This is a genomic window from Pseudomonas sp. MPB03 (genome assembly GCF_046605385.1).
GTDB classification, from domain to species: Bacteria; Pseudomonadota; Gammaproteobacteria; order Pseudomonadales; family Pseudomonadaceae; genus Aquipseudomonas; species Aquipseudomonas zanjanensis.
In genome coordinates this window covers 4,600,920-4,615,975 of record NZ_CP176770.1, presented here as the reverse complement: position 1 = coordinate 4,615,975, position 15,056 = coordinate 4,600,920, and the positions used below count along the sequence as shown (strand labels likewise).

Below are 15,056 nucleotides of genomic sequence, written 5' to 3'. Positions count from 1 at the left end.
TCGCTTCGGGGCTGCGCGCAATGCCTTACGGCAGCGGCATCAATACCTTCTCGCTGGCCGAGGAATGTTCAAACAAAGGAAGAGGCTATGGTTCAAGTTCGCAAACTGGTGTTAGCAATAGCGGCCGCCTCGGCGCTGTCCTCCGGTATGGCGCAAGCGCTCGGGCTCGGGGAATTGACCCTCAAGTCGCCGCCGAACCAGCCCCTGGTCGCCGAAATCGAACTGCTCGATGTCCAGCAACTGACTGCCGCCGAAGTGGTGCCAAGCCTGGCTCCACCCGAAGAATTCGCCAAGGCGGGCATCGATCGCCAAGCCTTTCTTAGCGACCTGAGCTTCACCCCGGTGATCAACGCCAACGGCAAGAGTGTCCTGCGGGTCACGTCCAGCCGGCCGTTGTCCGAACCGATGGTCAAGTTCCTGGTGCAAGTGATGTGGCCCAACGGCCGCCTCTTGCGCGACTACAGCGTACTGCTCGATCCATCCAAATTCTCGCCACAGGCCGCCGATGCCGCCCGGGCGAAACCGCCCCAGGTCGTGTCCACGCCGGTCACCGGGGCCACCAAGCCTTCCCAGTACACCACCACGCCGCGCGATACCCTGTGGGAAATCGCCGCGAAGGTGCGCAACGGTGGGTCGGTCCAGCAAACCATGCTGGCGATCCAGGCGTTGAACCCGAACGCGTTCATCAACGGCAACATCAACCTGCTCAAGACCGGCCAGGTGTTGCGCCTGCCTGACCCGGTACAAAGCACAGCGTTGCCGCAACCCCAGGCCATCGCCGAAGTGGCGGCGCAGAACGCCGCCTGGCGCTCGGGACGGCGTGGCGTGGCGGGTGCCGGCAAGCAGCAGTTGGACGCCACCAAGCGTGGCCGTGGCGAAGGCGCGCCGGCCCAGGCGGCCGGTCGCGACAACTTGAGCCTGGTGTCGGCCGATGCGGCGAAGGCGGGCGGCAAGGGCGCTGCCGGCGATGCCCAGGCGCTTTCCAACAAGCTGGCGGTTACCCAGGAAAGCCTCGATTCGGCGCGCCGGGATAACGAAGAACTGAAAAGCCGCATGGCGGATCTGCAGAGCCAACTGGACAAGCTGCAGCGCCTGATCGAGCTGAAGAACAATCAACTGGCGAAGATGCAGGCCGAAGGCGCCGCCATTCCTCCGGCTGGCGAGGCACCCGCTGGCGAGGCGCCTCCGGCGATGTCCGCCGAGTTGACCCCTGCGCCAGCGCCACAGACCCCGGCGGCTGCACCCACGCCGGCCCCGGAAGCGACCCCGCCAGCCACGGCGGTCGAGCCGACGCCTGCCGCGTCCAATGAGCAAAAATACAACGACCTCCTGACCAATCCGATCCTGTTGGGTTTGATTGGCGGCGGCGCGTTGCTCCTGCTGTTGCTGCTGTTGTTGCTCGCCCGTCGCCGCAAGGCCCAACAGGAAGCGGAAAAACACTTGCGCATGGCCCGAGCCCTTGAGGAGGAGGCGGACTTCTCCCCGGAGCTCGATCTGCCCCCGAGCAGCTTCGAGGGCATTGATGTTCCACCGCCTAGCGTAAAACTCGAGCCAAAACCCGCGCCGGCTCCTGCACCCGTGCCCAAGCCGGCCCCGGTGGTCGCGCCCGTGGTGGTCACGCCGCCTATCGCCGCGCCTTTGGTGGCGCCGGCCGCCGAGCGCTCCGACGACGTACTGCCCCAGGCCCAGTCCCATATCGACCGCGGCCGCTTGAACCAGGCCGCCGACCTGCTTGAGCAAGGCATCAAGGCCGAGCCCCAGCGCAGCGACCTGCGCCTGAAGTTGATGGAAGTCTACGGTCAGCAGGGCGACCGCGACGCCTTTGTCGCCCAGGAACGCCAGTTGGTGGCCAATGGCGACAACTTCGCCCAGGTCGAACAGCTGAAAAGCCGTTTCCCGGCCATGGTGGTCGCGACCGCCGCTGGCCTGGCCGCTGCGGCCGTTGCGGCAGAACTGGACGCGCAGTACGTCAAGGACTTGCTGGAAGACAAATCGCCGACCGATGAGGAGCTGGACAGCGCCTTCGACCTGAGCCTGGATGACCTGGAGACGGCCCCGATCGCGCCAGCACAGGAGCCTGTCGCCGAACTGGACGCGTTCCCGGAAGACGACGACTTGAGCTTCGAATCGGTGCTCAAGCAGCAGACCGAGGCCAACGAAAGCCTGGACGACTTGTCGGAATTCGACCTGGACCTGGGCGCCGATGCGCCGACCCCGATCCCTGCGCTCGACGATGAAGACTTCCTGCTGGACCTGGACGACGACCTCAAGGGCCTGGATGTGCCTGCGCCTGAAACGCCGGCCTTGGCCGATACGCCGGCCGACGATCTTGAGCTGCCGGCGGATTTCGATCTGTCCCTGTCGGACGAAATGGATGCGCACGATGCGCCCAAGGATGCCTTCGAGTCCGAGCTGGACGATGTCAACGCCGAGCTGGATCGCCTGTCCGACAGCCTGGGCCAGCCGACGTTCACCGCCGAAGATGCCCTGGTTGGCGCTGAAGACGAACCGGACTTCGACTTCCTCAGCGGCACCGATGAGGTGGCGACCAAGCTCGATCTGGCCCAGGCCTACATCGACATGGGCGACAACGACGGCGCCCGCGACATCCTCGGCGAAGTCCTCAGCGAAGGCGACGCCACCCAGAAGAGCGAAGCGCAGGAGATGTTGTCGCGCCTCGCTTGAGTCAGTGGTTATACAAGAACGGCAGCCGGTGAGGCTGCCGTTTTTGTTTGCGGCGGGATTTATAGTGTCTGGGCTGGCCTCATCGCGAGCAAGCTCGCTCCCACAGGGTTCTCGGGTGCCCAGACGTTCAACACTCACCGCAGATCCTTGTGGGAGCGAGCTTGCTCCGGGCGGCGATCCGACGATGGCGTGAGTCCATTCACCACAGGGCTATCTATTGCACTGGCATCCCGCCCAGCCGGCCTTATAATGCCCGCCTTTGCGTACCTCAGCAGGCTGTAATTCCTTGGCAAACATAGACAACCCGGCCGCCGAAATGGCGGCCGACGGCTTTTTCCGGATCGCCTTGGGCGTTGAATACAAAGGCTCGCGCTACCGTGGCTGGCAGCGCCAGGCGTCCGGTGTATTGACGGTGCAGGAAACCCTCGAAAACGCACTGTCCAAAGTCGCCGATTCGCCCGTGTCGCTGCATTGCGCTGGTCGTACCGATGCCGGTGTGCATGCCTGTGGCCAGGTGGTGCATTTCGACACCCAGGTCGAGCGCTCGATGAAGGCCTGGGTCATGGGCGCGAACATCAACTTGCCCCACGACGTCAGCGTCAGTTGGGCCAAGGTGATGCCGGCGCATTTTCACGCGCGCTTCAAGGCCATCGCCCGGCGTTACCGCTACGTGATCTACAACGACCAGATTCGCCCGGCGCACCTGAACGAAGAGATCACCTGGAACCACCGCCCGCTGGATGTCGAGCGCATGGCCGAGGCCGCGCAATACCTGGTCGGCGTCCATGACTTCAGCGCCTTCCGTGCCGGCCAGTGCCAGGCCAAGTCGCCGATCAAGGAGTTGCACCACCTGCGGGTGACCCGTCACGGCAAGATGATCGTGCTCGACATCCGCGCCAGTGCCTTCTTGCATCACATGGTGCGCAACATTGCCGGCGTGCTGATGACCATTGGTGCCGGCGAGCGGCCGGTGGAATGGATCAAGGAAGTGCTCGACAGTCGCATCCGCCGTTCCGGTGGCGTCACGGCGCACCCGTTTGGCTTGTACCTGGTGCAGGTCGAATATCGCGATGAATTCGAGCTGCCAGAGCGTTACATCGGGCCGCATTTCCTCACGGGCTTCTCGGAACTTGACGGCTGACGCCCTCCGCAGCATTTGTTACCATCCGGGACTTTCAAGGATTTGCCCGAGGTTTTACCCACCATGCCGGTCGTTCGCAGCAAGATTTGCGGGATCACTCGCGTCGAGGACGCGTTGGCGGCGGTCGAGGCCGGGGCCGATGCCATCGGGCTGGTGTTCTACGCCAAGAGCCCGCGGGCGGTGACGGTGCAGCAGGCGCGGGCGATCATCCAGGCCCTGCCACCGTTCGTGACCCCGGTAGGGTTGTTCGTCAATGCCAGTCGTTGCGAGCTGGGTGAGATCCTCGATGCGGTGCCGCTGGGCCTGTTGCAGTTCCATGGCGATGAAACCCCGGCCGATTGCGAAGGCTGGCATCGCCCGTACATCAAGGCGTTGCGAGTCAAGGCCGGCGACGACATCGCCGCCGCTTGCGAAGCCTTTGCCAGTGCCAGCGGCATCTTGCTGGACACCTATGTGGAAGGCGTGCCCGGCGGTACCGGCGAAGCATTTGATTGGTCGCTGGTGCCACAAGGGCTGAGCAAGCCGATCATCCTGGCCGGTGGCTTGACGGCGGAAAACGTCGCCTCGGCCATTCGCCAGGTTCGTCCGTATGCGGTGGATGTGAGTGGCGGGGTGGAGCAGGGCAAGGGCATCAAGGATCCGGCAAAGATTCGTGCATTCCTGGCTGCTGTTCGCAACAGCCAGTAGTCAATGTGACGGCTGGCAGACTGCCGCCGTCCATACCTGCACTGTACAAAGCAGGCAGGCACCGCCTTCGGGTGGGCCGATAGCGTAGGGGCAACCGCGGTGCAGCGGTTGCCGGGATGGCAGAGGAGGTTGGGCTGCACGCAGGTCATGTTTCGCGCTGACCGTGGTGGCCGTTCGATCCTCGCCGCACAATGAATTTAGCTCAAGGGCATACGCGGGGCCGCGAACCAGAGCGTTCGGGCCGCCGGTACTGGAGAAAGAAAGCATGAGCAACTGGTTGGTAGACAAACTGATCCCTTCGATCATGCGTTCCGAGGTGAAGAAAAGCTCGGTGCCTGAAGGTCTGTGGCACAAATGTCCATCCTGCGAGGCGGTGCTGTACCGTCCCGAGCTGGAAAAGACCCTGGACGTTTGCCCCAAGTGCAACCACCACATGCGCATCGGCGCGCGTGCCCGTATCGATATCTTCCTGGACGCGGAAGGCCGCGTGGAGCTGGGCGCCGACCTGGAGCCGGTGGATCGCCTGAAATTCCGCGACGGCAAGAAGTACAAGGATCGCCTGACCGCTGCCCAGAAGCAGACCGGTGAAAAAGACGCCCTGGTGTCCATGAGCGGCACCTTGCTGGGCATGCCGGTGGTGGTCTCGGCTTTCGAATTCTCCTTCATGGGCGGTTCCATGGGCGCCATCGTCGGCGAGCGTTTCGTTCGTGCCGCCAACCATGCCCTGGAAAACCGTTGCCCGATGATCTGCTTCGCCGCTTCCGGCGGTGCGCGGATGCAGGAAGCACTGATCTCCCTGATGCAAATGGCCAAGACCTCCGCGGTGCTGGCGCGTCTGCGTGAAGAAGGCATTCCGTTCATCTCGGTGCTGACCGACCCCGTCTACGGTGGTGTTTCCGCCAGTCTGGCGATGCTGGGCGACGTGATCGTCGGCGAGCCGAAAGCCCTGATCGGTTTTGCCGGGCCGCGTGTGATCGAGCAGACCGTGCGTGAAAAACTGCCGGAAGGCTTCCAGCGCAGTGAATTCCTGTTGGAGCACGGCGCCATCGACATGATCATTCATCGTCAGGAGTTGCGTCCGCGCCTGGGCAACCTGCTGGCGCAACTGATGGGGCTGCCGACGCCGAAGTTCGTCGCTGCACCGATCGAGCCGATCGTCGTTCCGCCAGTGCCTGCCGGGCTATGACCCAACGCACCCTGGGCGACTGGCTTGCCTACCTCGAGCAGTTGCATCCAACAGCCATCGACATGGGGCTGGAGCGCTCGCGAACGGTAGCGTCCCGCATGGGACTGGCCAAGCCGGCGCCCCGGGTGATCACCGTCACCGGCACCAATGGCAAAGGTTCGACCTGCGCCTTCGTGGCCTCGCTGCTGCGGGCCCAGGGGCTGAGCGTCGGTGTCTACAGCTCGCCGCATCTGCTGCGCTACAACGAGCGGGTGCAGGTGAATGGCGTCGAAGCCACGGACGCCCAGCTGTGCGAAGCCTTTGCCGCGGTGGAAGCCGGGCGAGGCGATACAACCCTGACCTATTTCGAGATGGGCACCCTGGCGGCGTTCTGGTTGTTTGCCCGTGCCGGTCTCGACGCGGTGGTGCTGGAAGTCGGCCTGGGCGGGCGCCTGGACACGGTCAACCTGGTGGACGCCGACATCGCACTGGTCACCAGCATTGGCGTGGACCATGCCGATTACCTGGGCGATACCCGCGAATCCGTGGCCTTCGAGAAGGCCGGCATCTTTCGCCAGGGGGCGCCTGCACTCTGTGGCGATCTCAATCCTCCCCAGCCATTGTTGGACAAGGTCCGCGAGCTCAGTTGCCCGTTCTTTTTGCGTGGGCGGGATTTCGACCTGGCGATGACCGAGCAGCATTGGCAGTGGCGCGGTACTGACCTGCGTGGCAATCCGGTGGAGTTGCGTGATCTGCCACTGCTGGATTTACCGATGGAAAACGCCGCGCTGGCGCTCCAGGCCTACCTGTTGCTGGGCTTGCCCTGGGAAGCCGGGCAAATTGTCCAGGCGTTGCAGGCGACCCGTGTGGTCGGGCGCCTTGATCGCCGTCAGTTCGATTGGCAAGGCAAGCGCCTGAACCTGTTGCTGGACGTCGGCCATAATCCCCATGCGGCGCAGTACCTGGCCGAGCGCCTCGCACGACGGCCCGTGGCAGGGCGGCGCCTGGCGGTGTTCGGACTGCTGTCCGACAAGGATCTGGATGGCGTTGTCGAGGCGTTGAATGCTAGTGTCCAGCACTGGGCGGTGACGCCGCTGGATTCGCCGCGCACGCGTACGGCCGCTGAGTTGCACGGCGCTTTGCAGCGTCACGGCGCTCCAGTGCAAGCCTACGCCAGCGTGGCCGCCGCCCTGGAAGGGCAGTGTGCCCTGGCGACGGCCGATGATGAAATCCTGCTGTTCGGATCATTTTTTTGTGTTGCCGAGGCCCTTCAATGGTTGGCCCGGCGCTCCACGGAGGAAGCTGCAGATGGCATTGCTGGATAAGGCGTACAAGCAGCGCATGGTCGGGGCCCTGGTGTTGGTGGCCCTGGCGGTGATTTTCCTGCCGATGCTGTTTTCCCGTCAGGACGAGCAGCGCCAGGTCACGGTCGACGCGCCGGCCGCGCCCCAGGCGCCTTCGGTGCCGCCCGTGCAGGTCGAGCCCGTGGTCGTGCCTGAGCCCCAGGCGTTGCCTCAAGAGCCTGTGCCAAGCGACGAGGAACTGGCTGAGCAACCTGTTGTGCCTTCCACGCCGATTGCACCTGCACCTGCCACGCCGGCTCCCGCCGCGCCAAGCAAGCCGGCTGTCGCACCCGTGCCTGTTCCGGCGACGCCGGCGGTCAAGCCGGCCCCGAGCCAGCCGATCACCGCTGCTCCGACCAAGCCGGACACGACCCAGAGCCGTGTGGATGCCAATGGCCTGTCGGTCAGTTGGTCGGTACAACTGGCCAGCCTGACCAGTCGTGAAAGTGCCGAGAACCTGCAGAAAACCTTGCGCAGCCAGGGCTACAACGCCTATATCCGTTCCGCCGATGGCAAGAACCGGGTGTTTGTCGGTCCGCTGATCGAGCGCGCCGAGGCCGACCGCCTGCGTGACCTGCTCAGCCGCCAGCAGAACCTCAAGGGTTTCGTGGTGCGCTTCCAGCCAGAGCGCGGCTGACAGCGTTTTAGCTGATTTGAATCACGCAGCTTACCGACAGCCCTGCGCTCTGCTAAAATGCGCCGCCTTATCCGTCTGTAGGCTGCACCGTGCCATTTACCTGGGTTGACTGGGCGATCGTTGCGATCGTCGCCATCTCCGCATTGATCAGTCTGAGCCGCGGCTTCGTCAAGGAAGCCCTCTCGCTGCTGACCTGGATCATCGCGGGAGTCGTCGCCTGGATGTTTGGTGGTTCGCTGTCCCAGTACCTCGCCGGATACATCGAAACTCCCTCGGCCCGCGTGATCGCGGGCTGTGCCATCTTGTTTATCGCCACCTTGCTGGTGGGCGCAATGATCAATTATCTGATCGGCGAACTGATTCGCGTCACCGGGCTTTCCGGGACGGACCGGTTCCTGGGCATGGCCTTCGGCGCGGCGCGTGGCGCGTTGCTGGTGGTCGTGGCCGTCGGGCTCTTGAGCCTGGGGCCGGTACAGCAGGATACGTGGTGGCAGGAGTCCCGGCTCGTGCCACAATTTCTATTGGTCGCAGACTGGTCCAAAAACCTGATCCTGGGTTGGAGCAGTCAGTGGCTTGCCAGCGGTATCAGCGTACCCGCTGAAATACCGTTCAAGGAACACCTCTTGCCGACGGCCAAAACGCCGCAGTAAGTGTGTTCAGTTCAGATCCATTAAGTAGGGGTTGCGTCGCATGTGTGGCATCGTCGGTATCGTCGGTAAGTCGAACGTCAATCAGGCGCTGTATGACGCGCTAACCGTGCTCCAGCACCGCGGCCAGGACGCTGCCGGTATCGTGACCAGCCATGACGGCCGGTTATTCCTGCGCAAGGACAACGGCCTGGTGCGTGACGTGTTCCACCAGCGTCACATGCAGCGCCTGGTCGGCCACATGGGTATCGGCCACGTGCGCTACCCCACCGCGGGCAGCTCGACGTCGGCTGAAGCCCAGCCGTTCTACGTCAACTCGCCTTACGGCATCACCCTGGCGCATAACGGCAACCTGACCAACGTCGAGCAACTGGCCAAGGAGATCTACGAGTCTGACTTGCGCCACGTCAACACCAGTTCCGACTCGGAAGTGATGCTCAACGTGTTCGCCCATGAGCTGGCCCAGCGCGGCAAGCTGCAGCCGACCGAAGAAGACGTGTTCGCCGCCGTGACCGACGTGCACAACCGTTGCGTGGGCGGCTACGCAGTCGTGGCGATGATCACCGGCTACGGCATCGTCGGTTTCCGCGATCCCCACGGCATCCGTCCGATCGTGTTCGGCCAGCGTCACACCGACGAAGGCGTCGAGTACATGATCGCCTCGGAAAGCGTGTCCCTGGACGTGCTGGGTTTCACCCTGATCCGCGACCTGGCCCCGGGCGAAGCGGTCTACATCACTGAAGATGGCAAGCTGCACACCCGTCAGTGCGCGACCAACCCGTCCCTGACCCCGTGCATCTTCGAACACGTCTACCTGGCGCGTCCGGACTCGATCATCGACGGCATCTCGGTCTACAAGGCGCGCCTGCGCATGGGCGAGAAGCTGGCCGACAAGATCCTGCGCGAGCGTCCGGAACACGACATCGACGTGGTCATCCCGATCCCGGACACCAGCCGCACCGCGGCCCTGGAACTGGCGAACCACCTGGGCGTCAAGTTCCGCGAAGGCTTTGTGAAGAACCGCTATATCGGCCGGACCTTCATCATGCCGGGCCAGGCCGCACGGAAAAAATCCGTACGCCAGAAGCTCAACGCCATCGAACTGGAATTCCGCGGCAAGAACGTGATGCTGGTGGATGACTCCATCGTCCGTGGCACCACCTGCAAGCAGATCATCCAGATGGCCCGTGAAGCCGGCGCCAAGAACGTGTATTTCTGCTCCGCGGCCCCGGCCGTGCGCTACCCGAACGTCTACGGCATCGACATGCCGAGTGCCCACGAGCTGATCGCGCATAACCGCACGACCCAGGACGTGGCCGACCTGATCGGCGCCGACTGGCTGATCTACCAGGACCTGCCGGACCTGATCGAAGCGGTGGGCGGCGGCAAGATCAAGATCGAGCAGTTCGATTGCGCGGTATTCGACGGCAAGTACGTCACCGGCGACATCGACGAGGTCTACCTGAACAGGATCGAGAACGCGCGTAACGACGCGTCCAAGGCCAAGACCCAGGCGGTCAGTGCGATCATCGATCTGTACAACAACTGAGTCACCAACCGGCCCCGAGGGGCCGGTTTGCGTTTAACCGATTACAGGAGTGGCAGCATGAGTCAGGATTGGGATGCCGGTCGGCTGGACAGCGACCTTGAAGGCGTAGCGTTCGATACCCTGGCGGTTCGCGCGGGTCAGCACCGTACACCGGAAGCCGAACATGGCGACCCGATGTTCTTTACCTCCAGCTACGTGTTCCGCACCGCCGCCGACGCCGCGGCGCGGTTTGCTGGCGAGGTACCGGGCAACGTCTACTCGCGCTACACCAACCCGACCGTGCGTGCGTTCGAAGAACGCATCGCCGCCCTGGAAGGCGCCGAGCAAGCCGTGGCGACCGCCACCGGCATGGCTGCGATCATGGCCGTGGTGATGAGCCTGTGCAGTGCCGGCGATCATGTGCTGGTATCGCGCAGCGTCTTCGGTTCGACCATTAGCCTGTTCGAAAAGTACTTCAAGCGTTTCGGTGTGGAAGTCGACTACGTGCCCCTGGCGGACCTGTCTGCTTGGGATGCTGCCATCAAGGCCAATACCAAGCTGCTTTTCGTCGAGTCGCCTTCCAACCCCCTGGCCGAACTGGTGGACATCGCCGCACTGGCGCAAATCGCCCACGCCAAGGGCGCCATGCTGGTGGTCGATAACTGCTTCTGCACCCCGGCGCTGCAGCAACCGCTGAAGCTGGGCGCGGACGTGGTGGTGCATTCGGCAACCAAGTTCATCGACGGCCAGGGCCGTTGCATGGGCGGCGTCGTGGCCGGTCGTGGCGAGCAGATGAAAGAAGTGGTGGGTTTCCTGCGCACCGCTGGGCCGACCCTCAGCCCGTTCAACGCCTGGATTTTCCTCAAGGGCCTGGAAACCCTCGGCCTGCGCATGAAAGCCCATTGCGCCAACGCCCAGGCCCTGGCCGAGTGGCTGGAGCAGCAGGACGGCATCGAGAAAGTGCACTACGCCGGCCTCAAGAGCCATCCGCAACATGACCTGGCCCTGCGTCAGCAGCGCGGTTTCGGTGCGGTGGTGAGCTTCGAGGTCAAGGGCGGCAAGGAAGGCGCCTGGCGCTTCATCGACGCGACCCGGTTGATTTCCATCACCGCCAACCTGGGCGACAGCAAGACCACGATTACCCACCCGAGCACCACTTCCCACGGTCGCCTGTCGCCCCAGGAACGTGAATCGGCGGGTATTCGTGACAGCCTGATCCGCGTTGCGGTCGGCCTGGAAGACGTGGCGGACCTGCAAGTCGACCTGGCCCGCGGGTTGGCGGCCTTGTGATCGAGCTGGCTACGCCGCCGAGCGGCACTCATGGCCGGGTTGCACTGGTTACGGGCGCCGCACGGGGCATTGGCCTGGGCATTGCCGCCTGGCTTATTTGTGAAGGCTGGCAGGTGGTGCTGACCGATCTGGATCGCGAACGCGGGTCCAAGGTGGCGAAGAGCCTGGGTGACAATGCCTGGTTCATCGCCATGGACGTGGCGGATGAGGGGCAGGTTGCCACCGGTATCGCCGAGGTGCTTGGACAGTTCGGACGGCTAGACGCGCTGGTGTGCAACGCGGCCATCGCCGATCCGCACAACATCACCCTCGAAAGCCTGGACCTGGCTTATTGGAATCGGGTCCTGGCGGTGAACCTGGGTGGGCCGATGCTGCTGGCCAAGCACTGCGCGCCGTATCTGCGCGCCCACAACGGCGCCATCGTCAACCTGGCCTCGACCCGCGCTGCGCAGTCAGAACCGGACACAGAAGCCTATGCGGCGAGCAAGGGCGGCCTGCTGGCCCTGACTCATGCCCTGGCAATCAGCCTTGGGCCGGAGATCCGGGTCAACGCTGTCAGCCCCGGCTGGATCGATGCACGGGATCCGTCCCAGCGTCGCGCGCAACCCCTGACCGACGCCGATCACGCCCAGCATCCGGCGGGCAGGGTAGGGACGGTAGAGGACGTGGCGGCCATGGTGGCGTGGCTGTTGTCGCGCAATGCCGGTTTTGTCACGGGGCAGGAGTTCGTGGTGGACGGCGGCATGACCAAGAAAATGATTTATGAGTGAGGATGGTTGCGGGTACCGTTTGAAACTGTTTTGAAAAAACTTCAACCCTGCTATTGACTTAGCTTCGGTACCTGCGTAAATTTCGCGGCCTCAACGAAGCAAAGGGTGATTAGCTCAGCTGGGAGAGCGTCTGCCTTACAAGCAGAATGTCGGCGGTTCGATCCCGTCATCACCCACCATGTTTTACGAGAGTTTTGCGAAAGCAAGACGGAAGCTGTCAGAAGCCTCCACCGACGCGCAGCGGTAGTTCAGTCGGTTAGAATACCGGCCTGTCACGCCGGGGGTCGCGGGTTCGAGTCCCGTCCGCTGCGCCATATTTTCCGAAGCAGGTTCGCCTGGTTCGAGATCCAGACCCAAGGGTTTTGATCAGACGAGTTAACTGGACGCAAGTCCATAGCGATACGCAGCGGTAGTTCAGTCGGTTAGAATACCGGCCTGTCACGCCGGGGGTCGCGGGTTCGAGTCCCGTCCGCTGCGCCATATCTGCTTCGAGGCCCACTGAACGCCTTGAAGCTAGGAAGAAAGCTGCAAAGCTCCTTCTAGTCGATAGCAAAGACCCTGGTCGAAAGACCGGGGTTTTTTGTTTTCGGCGTACTGCGATCTATGGGTTGGATTCTGTGGCGAGGGAGCTTGCTCCCGCTGGGCTGCGAAGCAGCCCTTGGTGTAGGTGGCTTCAGAACCCCAATTTATCCCGCAACCCGTAATACCAAGCCCCCAACGCCGCAAAAGGCGTACGCAACAACTGACCGCCGGGGAAGGGGTAGTGGGGCAGGTCCGCAAACGCATCAAAACGCTCAGCCTGCCCACGCAGCGCCTCGGCCAGCACCTTGCCCGCCAAGTGCGTATACGTCACGCCATGACCGCTGCAGCCCTGGGAATAATAAATGTTATCTCCCAGTCGCCCGACCTGCGGAAGACGCGACAGCGTCAGCAGGAAATTGCCGGTCCAGGCGTAATCGATCTTCACATCCTTGAGTTGCGGGAACGCCTTGAGCATCTTCGGCCGAATGATCGCCTCAATGTTCGCCGGATCCCTCGCGCCATATACCACGCCGCCACCGAAGATCAGACGCTTGTCGCCTGTCAGCCGGTAGTAGTCGAGCAAGTAGTTGCAGTCTTCGACGCAATAATCCTGTGGCAGCAGGCTACGGGCCAGCTCTTCTCCCAGCGGCTCGGTGGCAATCACCTGGGTACCGCAAGGCATCGACTTGGCCGCCAGCTCCGGCACCAGGTTGCCCAGGTAGGCATTGCCGGCGACGATAATGAACTTGGCCCTGACCTTGCCCTGCGGCGTATGCACAACCGGGCTTGCTCCACGCTCGATGCGCACCGCGGGCGATTGCTCGTAAATCACTCCACCCAGCGACTCCACTGCCGCCGCTTCGCCCAGCGCCAGGTTGAGCGGATGAATATGCCCGCCGCTCATATCGAGCATGCCGCCCACGTAAGCGTCGCAAGCCACCACCTCGCGAATGCGTCGCTGGTCCAACAGTTCCAGCTGGGTATGACCGAAACGCTCCCATAAACGCTTCTGCGACTCCAGATGGCCCATTTGTTTAGCGGTGAGGGCGGCGAATACACCGCCGTCCTTCAAATCACACTGGATCTGATACTTCGCCACCCGCTCGCGAATGATCCGTCCACCCTCGAACGCCATGTTGCCCAGCAACTGCGCCTGCTGAGGGCCGACGCTGCGCTCGATCACGTCAATGTCGCGGCTATAACTGTTAACGATCTGCCCACCGTTGCGACCCGAAGCCCCAAAGCCGACCTTGGCCGCCTCAAGCACAGTGACCTTGAAACCGTTCTCCAGCAAAAACAGCGCAGAAGACAACCCCGTATACCCCGCACCGATCACGCATACATCGGTTTCCACATCGTCCTGCAGGGCTGGGCGCGACGGCGCCGGGTTGGCCGATGCGGCGTAATAGGACGCTGGGTAGGTTGTGTTCGTCATTCTGGAACCTCTGTTTTATATTTTTTACGAATGCGACGATCCTACCCGAGATAAAAATCGGCCGCCAGCCACCCCCGATTCTTCGTTGCGGCGGCGAAATTAAATATTTTGCATATTCATAGGGTTAGGTGAAAAAAAGGTGTTGACACCCCTCCGGAATTCCGTAGAATGCCGCCTCACAGCAGGCACGTAGCTCAGTTGGTTAGAGCACCACCTTGACATGGTGGGGGTCGTTGGTTCGAGTCCAATCGCGCCTACCAAACAAAATCCGCTCTGCTGGGCGGTCTAGAAGGGCCCACCGAAAGGTGGGCCCTTTTTTGTTGGCGCACACATAAGGACATGGTCATGCGGGTTGTCACTTCCCTAACTTTTCTTGCTGTAGCACTTGCTGGTTGCTCTGGAATACCTTCAGTTCCATATGAAGAGCCTACTCAATCAGAGGGCGTGGCGCGTGTTCGCGTTATCACGAACTCCGATGTGTACGGAGATAGCGTCGTCGGTAGTTGTGCTCCTGCTACCCGGCATAAAATGGCTGAAGCCGGACGTTTCGGGCGGGACGGGACAGCGAACATCAACTATCCGCAGTATCCCCTGAAATCGGCGAGCGTTGGCGTACCGAAAAGAGTTTGGCCCAGTCTTATCCAGTACATCCCTGCGATTCGGAGGGGGGAAGGGGCTTACCAAGAGGTCGTAACCGAGTATCGCGTCAGAACGGATCTGCCATTCCAGATTGCAACCTGGGGCGCGACCATTGCGGGCAATGGCAACACTTATCGGACCTGTGGTGGCCAGGCGCTCGTCTACAAGCTGGAACCAGGGAAAGATTACGAAGCGGTGGTAGGGGTGGATGGCAGTCTAAACAAAGATGGCGAGCAAGCGCTTATTTGCATGTTGGCGGTTCTCGAACTGAGCGCGGTGCCTGGCACTTCCATTGTGGTCCCACAAAAGCTAACGCCTGCTGCGGCTCCGCAGGTGGTCTGCAAAAACTAGCAAGTACAGCCCGCCATCGAGCGGGGTTTGCGTCTAGCAGAAGCGAGAAAGCCCCGACTTAGGTCGGGGCTTTTGCGTTGCGGCGAATAAAGAGAGGGCGGTTTCAGGTTGCGCGCGAACACGTCCTGACGCAAATCAGGGGCTGTCCTCAGTTTTTACGTCCCCCAGTTTTTACGTCGGTTGGCGAGATTCGAGTTTGTGGGCTATTCCTTGGTG

12 protein-coding genes and 4 tRNA genes are annotated in these 15,056 nt (G+C 62.5%); 15 read left to right on the top strand and 1 reads right to left on the bottom strand.

All coding sequences use genetic code 11. The features are described from left to right. Nucleotides 1-87 precede the first annotated feature (87 nt). The 13 genes from ACLH0I_RS19850 (at nt 88) to ACLH0I_RS19790 (ending at nt 12,373) form a co-directional block, all read left to right on the top strand. The gene (locus ACLH0I_RS19850) at nt 88-2,685 is read left to right on the top strand and encodes a FimV/HubP family polar landmark protein (protein ID WP_411385175.1); all 2,598 of its coding nucleotides are present in this window, start codon (nt 88-90) and stop codon (nt 2,683-2,685) included. A 316-nt stretch (nt 2,686-3,001) separates the two neighbouring features. Then, nucleotides 3,002-3,826, top strand: coding sequence for a tRNA pseudouridine(38-40) synthase TruA (gene truA / locus ACLH0I_RS19845; RefSeq protein ID WP_003203852.1), 825 nt, complete (start codon nt 3,002-3,004; stop codon nt 3,824-3,826). A gap of 63 nt (nt 3,827-3,889) precedes the next feature. Continuing rightward, complete coding sequence (locus ACLH0I_RS19840; protein ID WP_186707441.1) at nt 3,890-4,513, top strand: phosphoribosylanthranilate isomerase; 624 nt, start codon at nt 3,890-3,892, stop codon at nt 4,511-4,513. A 265-nt stretch (nt 4,514-4,778) separates the two neighbouring features. Next, on the top strand, nt 4,779-5,699 hold the full coding sequence (accD, locus tag ACLH0I_RS19835) for an acetyl-CoA carboxylase, carboxyltransferase subunit beta (RefSeq protein ID WP_003179765.1): 921 nt from the start codon (nt 4,779-4,781) through the stop codon (nt 5,697-5,699). Continuing rightward, nucleotides 5,696-7,003: a bifunctional tetrahydrofolate synthase/dihydrofolate synthase gene (gene folC, locus ACLH0I_RS19830; RefSeq protein WP_411385174.1), complete on the top strand. Its 1,308-nt coding sequence runs from the start codon at nt 5,696-5,698 to the stop codon at nt 7,001-7,003. Before accD ends, folC begins: the two co-directional genes overlap by 4 nt. Further along, entirely contained in the window at nt 6,987-7,658 is a 672-nt protein-coding gene (locus tag ACLH0I_RS19825) for an SPOR domain-containing protein (RefSeq protein ID WP_411385173.1), read from the top strand. The genes folC and ACLH0I_RS19825 overlap by 17 nt, the downstream gene beginning before the upstream one ends. Before the next feature lie 89 nt (nt 7,659-7,747). Next, nucleotides 7,748-8,308, top strand: coding sequence for a CvpA family protein (locus ACLH0I_RS19820; protein ID WP_030142022.1), 561 nt, complete (start codon nt 7,748-7,750; stop codon nt 8,306-8,308). 40 nt (nt 8,309-8,348) lie between these two features. Next, nucleotides 8,349-9,854, top strand: coding sequence for an amidophosphoribosyltransferase (gene purF / locus ACLH0I_RS19815; RefSeq protein WP_186707444.1), 1,506 nt, complete (start codon nt 8,349-8,351; stop codon nt 9,852-9,854). 57 nt (nt 9,855-9,911) lie between these two features. Next, entirely contained in the window at nt 9,912-11,123 is a 1,212-nt protein-coding gene (locus ACLH0I_RS19810; RefSeq protein ID WP_186730747.1) for an O-succinylhomoserine sulfhydrylase, read from the top strand. After that, a complete protein-coding gene (locus tag ACLH0I_RS19805) occupies nt 11,120-11,893 on the top strand; it encodes an SDR family oxidoreductase (protein WP_186707446.1) in 774 nt (257 codons plus the stop codon). The genes ACLH0I_RS19810 and ACLH0I_RS19805 overlap by 4 nt, the downstream gene beginning before the upstream one ends. 103 nt (nt 11,894-11,996) lie before the next feature. Beyond that, nucleotides 11,997-12,072: transfer RNA gene (locus ACLH0I_RS19800), tRNA-Val, on the top strand. A 58-nt stretch (nt 12,073-12,130) separates the two neighbouring features. Continuing rightward, a tRNA-Asp gene (locus ACLH0I_RS19795) sits at nt 12,131-12,207 on the top strand. Nucleotides 12,208-12,296: 89 nt separating this feature from the next. Next, nucleotides 12,297-12,373: transfer RNA gene (locus tag ACLH0I_RS19790), tRNA-Asp, on the top strand. A gap of 193 nt (nt 12,374-12,566) precedes the next feature. On the opposite strand, the gene ACLH0I_RS19785 is transcribed toward ACLH0I_RS19790, so the two are convergent. Then, entirely contained in the window at nt 12,567-13,850 is a 1,284-nt protein-coding gene (locus tag ACLH0I_RS19785) for an NAD(P)/FAD-dependent oxidoreductase (RefSeq protein ID WP_411385172.1), read from the bottom strand. A 183-nt stretch (nt 13,851-14,033) separates the two neighbouring features. Between ACLH0I_RS19785 and ACLH0I_RS19780 the strand changes: the two genes are divergently transcribed. Then, a tRNA-Val gene (locus ACLH0I_RS19780) sits at nt 14,034-14,110 on the top strand. An 85-nt stretch (nt 14,111-14,195) separates the two neighbouring features. Further along, entirely contained in the window at nt 14,196-14,840 is a 645-nt protein-coding gene (locus tag ACLH0I_RS19775) for a hypothetical protein (protein ID WP_250963085.1), read from the top strand. The last annotated feature ends 216 nt before the right edge of the window (nt 14,841-15,056 follow it).

Bases quoted from the DNA above. Each gene is read 5' to 3' on its own strand.
- ACLH0I_RS19850 (WP_411385175.1), top strand. From the start codon at position 88: ATGGTTCAAGTTCGCAAACTGGTGTTAGCAATAGCGGCCGCCTCGGCG.
- truA (WP_003203852.1), top strand. From the start codon at position 3,002: ATGGCGGCCGACGGCTTTTTCCGGATCGCCTTGGGCGTTGAATACAAA.
- ACLH0I_RS19840 (WP_186707441.1), top strand. From the start codon at position 3,890: ATGCCGGTCGTTCGCAGCAAGATTTGCGGGATCACTCGCGTCGAGGAC.
- accD (WP_003179765.1), top strand. From the start codon at position 4,779: ATGAGCAACTGGTTGGTAGACAAACTGATCCCTTCGATCATGCGTTCC.
- folC (WP_411385174.1), top strand. From the start codon at position 5,696: ATGACCCAACGCACCCTGGGCGACTGGCTTGCCTACCTCGAGCAGTTG.
- ACLH0I_RS19825 (WP_411385173.1), top strand. From the start codon at position 6,987: ATGGCATTGCTGGATAAGGCGTACAAGCAGCGCATGGTCGGGGCCCTG.
- purF (WP_186707444.1), top strand. From the start codon at position 8,349: ATGTGTGGCATCGTCGGTATCGTCGGTAAGTCGAACGTCAATCAGGCG.
- ACLH0I_RS19810 (WP_186730747.1), top strand. From the start codon at position 9,912: ATGAGTCAGGATTGGGATGCCGGTCGGCTGGACAGCGACCTTGAAGGC.
- ACLH0I_RS19785 (WP_411385172.1), bottom strand. From the start codon at position 13,850: ATGACGAACACAACCTACCCAGCGTCCTATTACGCCGCATCGGCCAAC.
- ACLH0I_RS19775 (WP_250963085.1), top strand. From the start codon at position 14,196: ATGCGGGTTGTCACTTCCCTAACTTTTCTTGCTGTAGCACTTGCTGGT.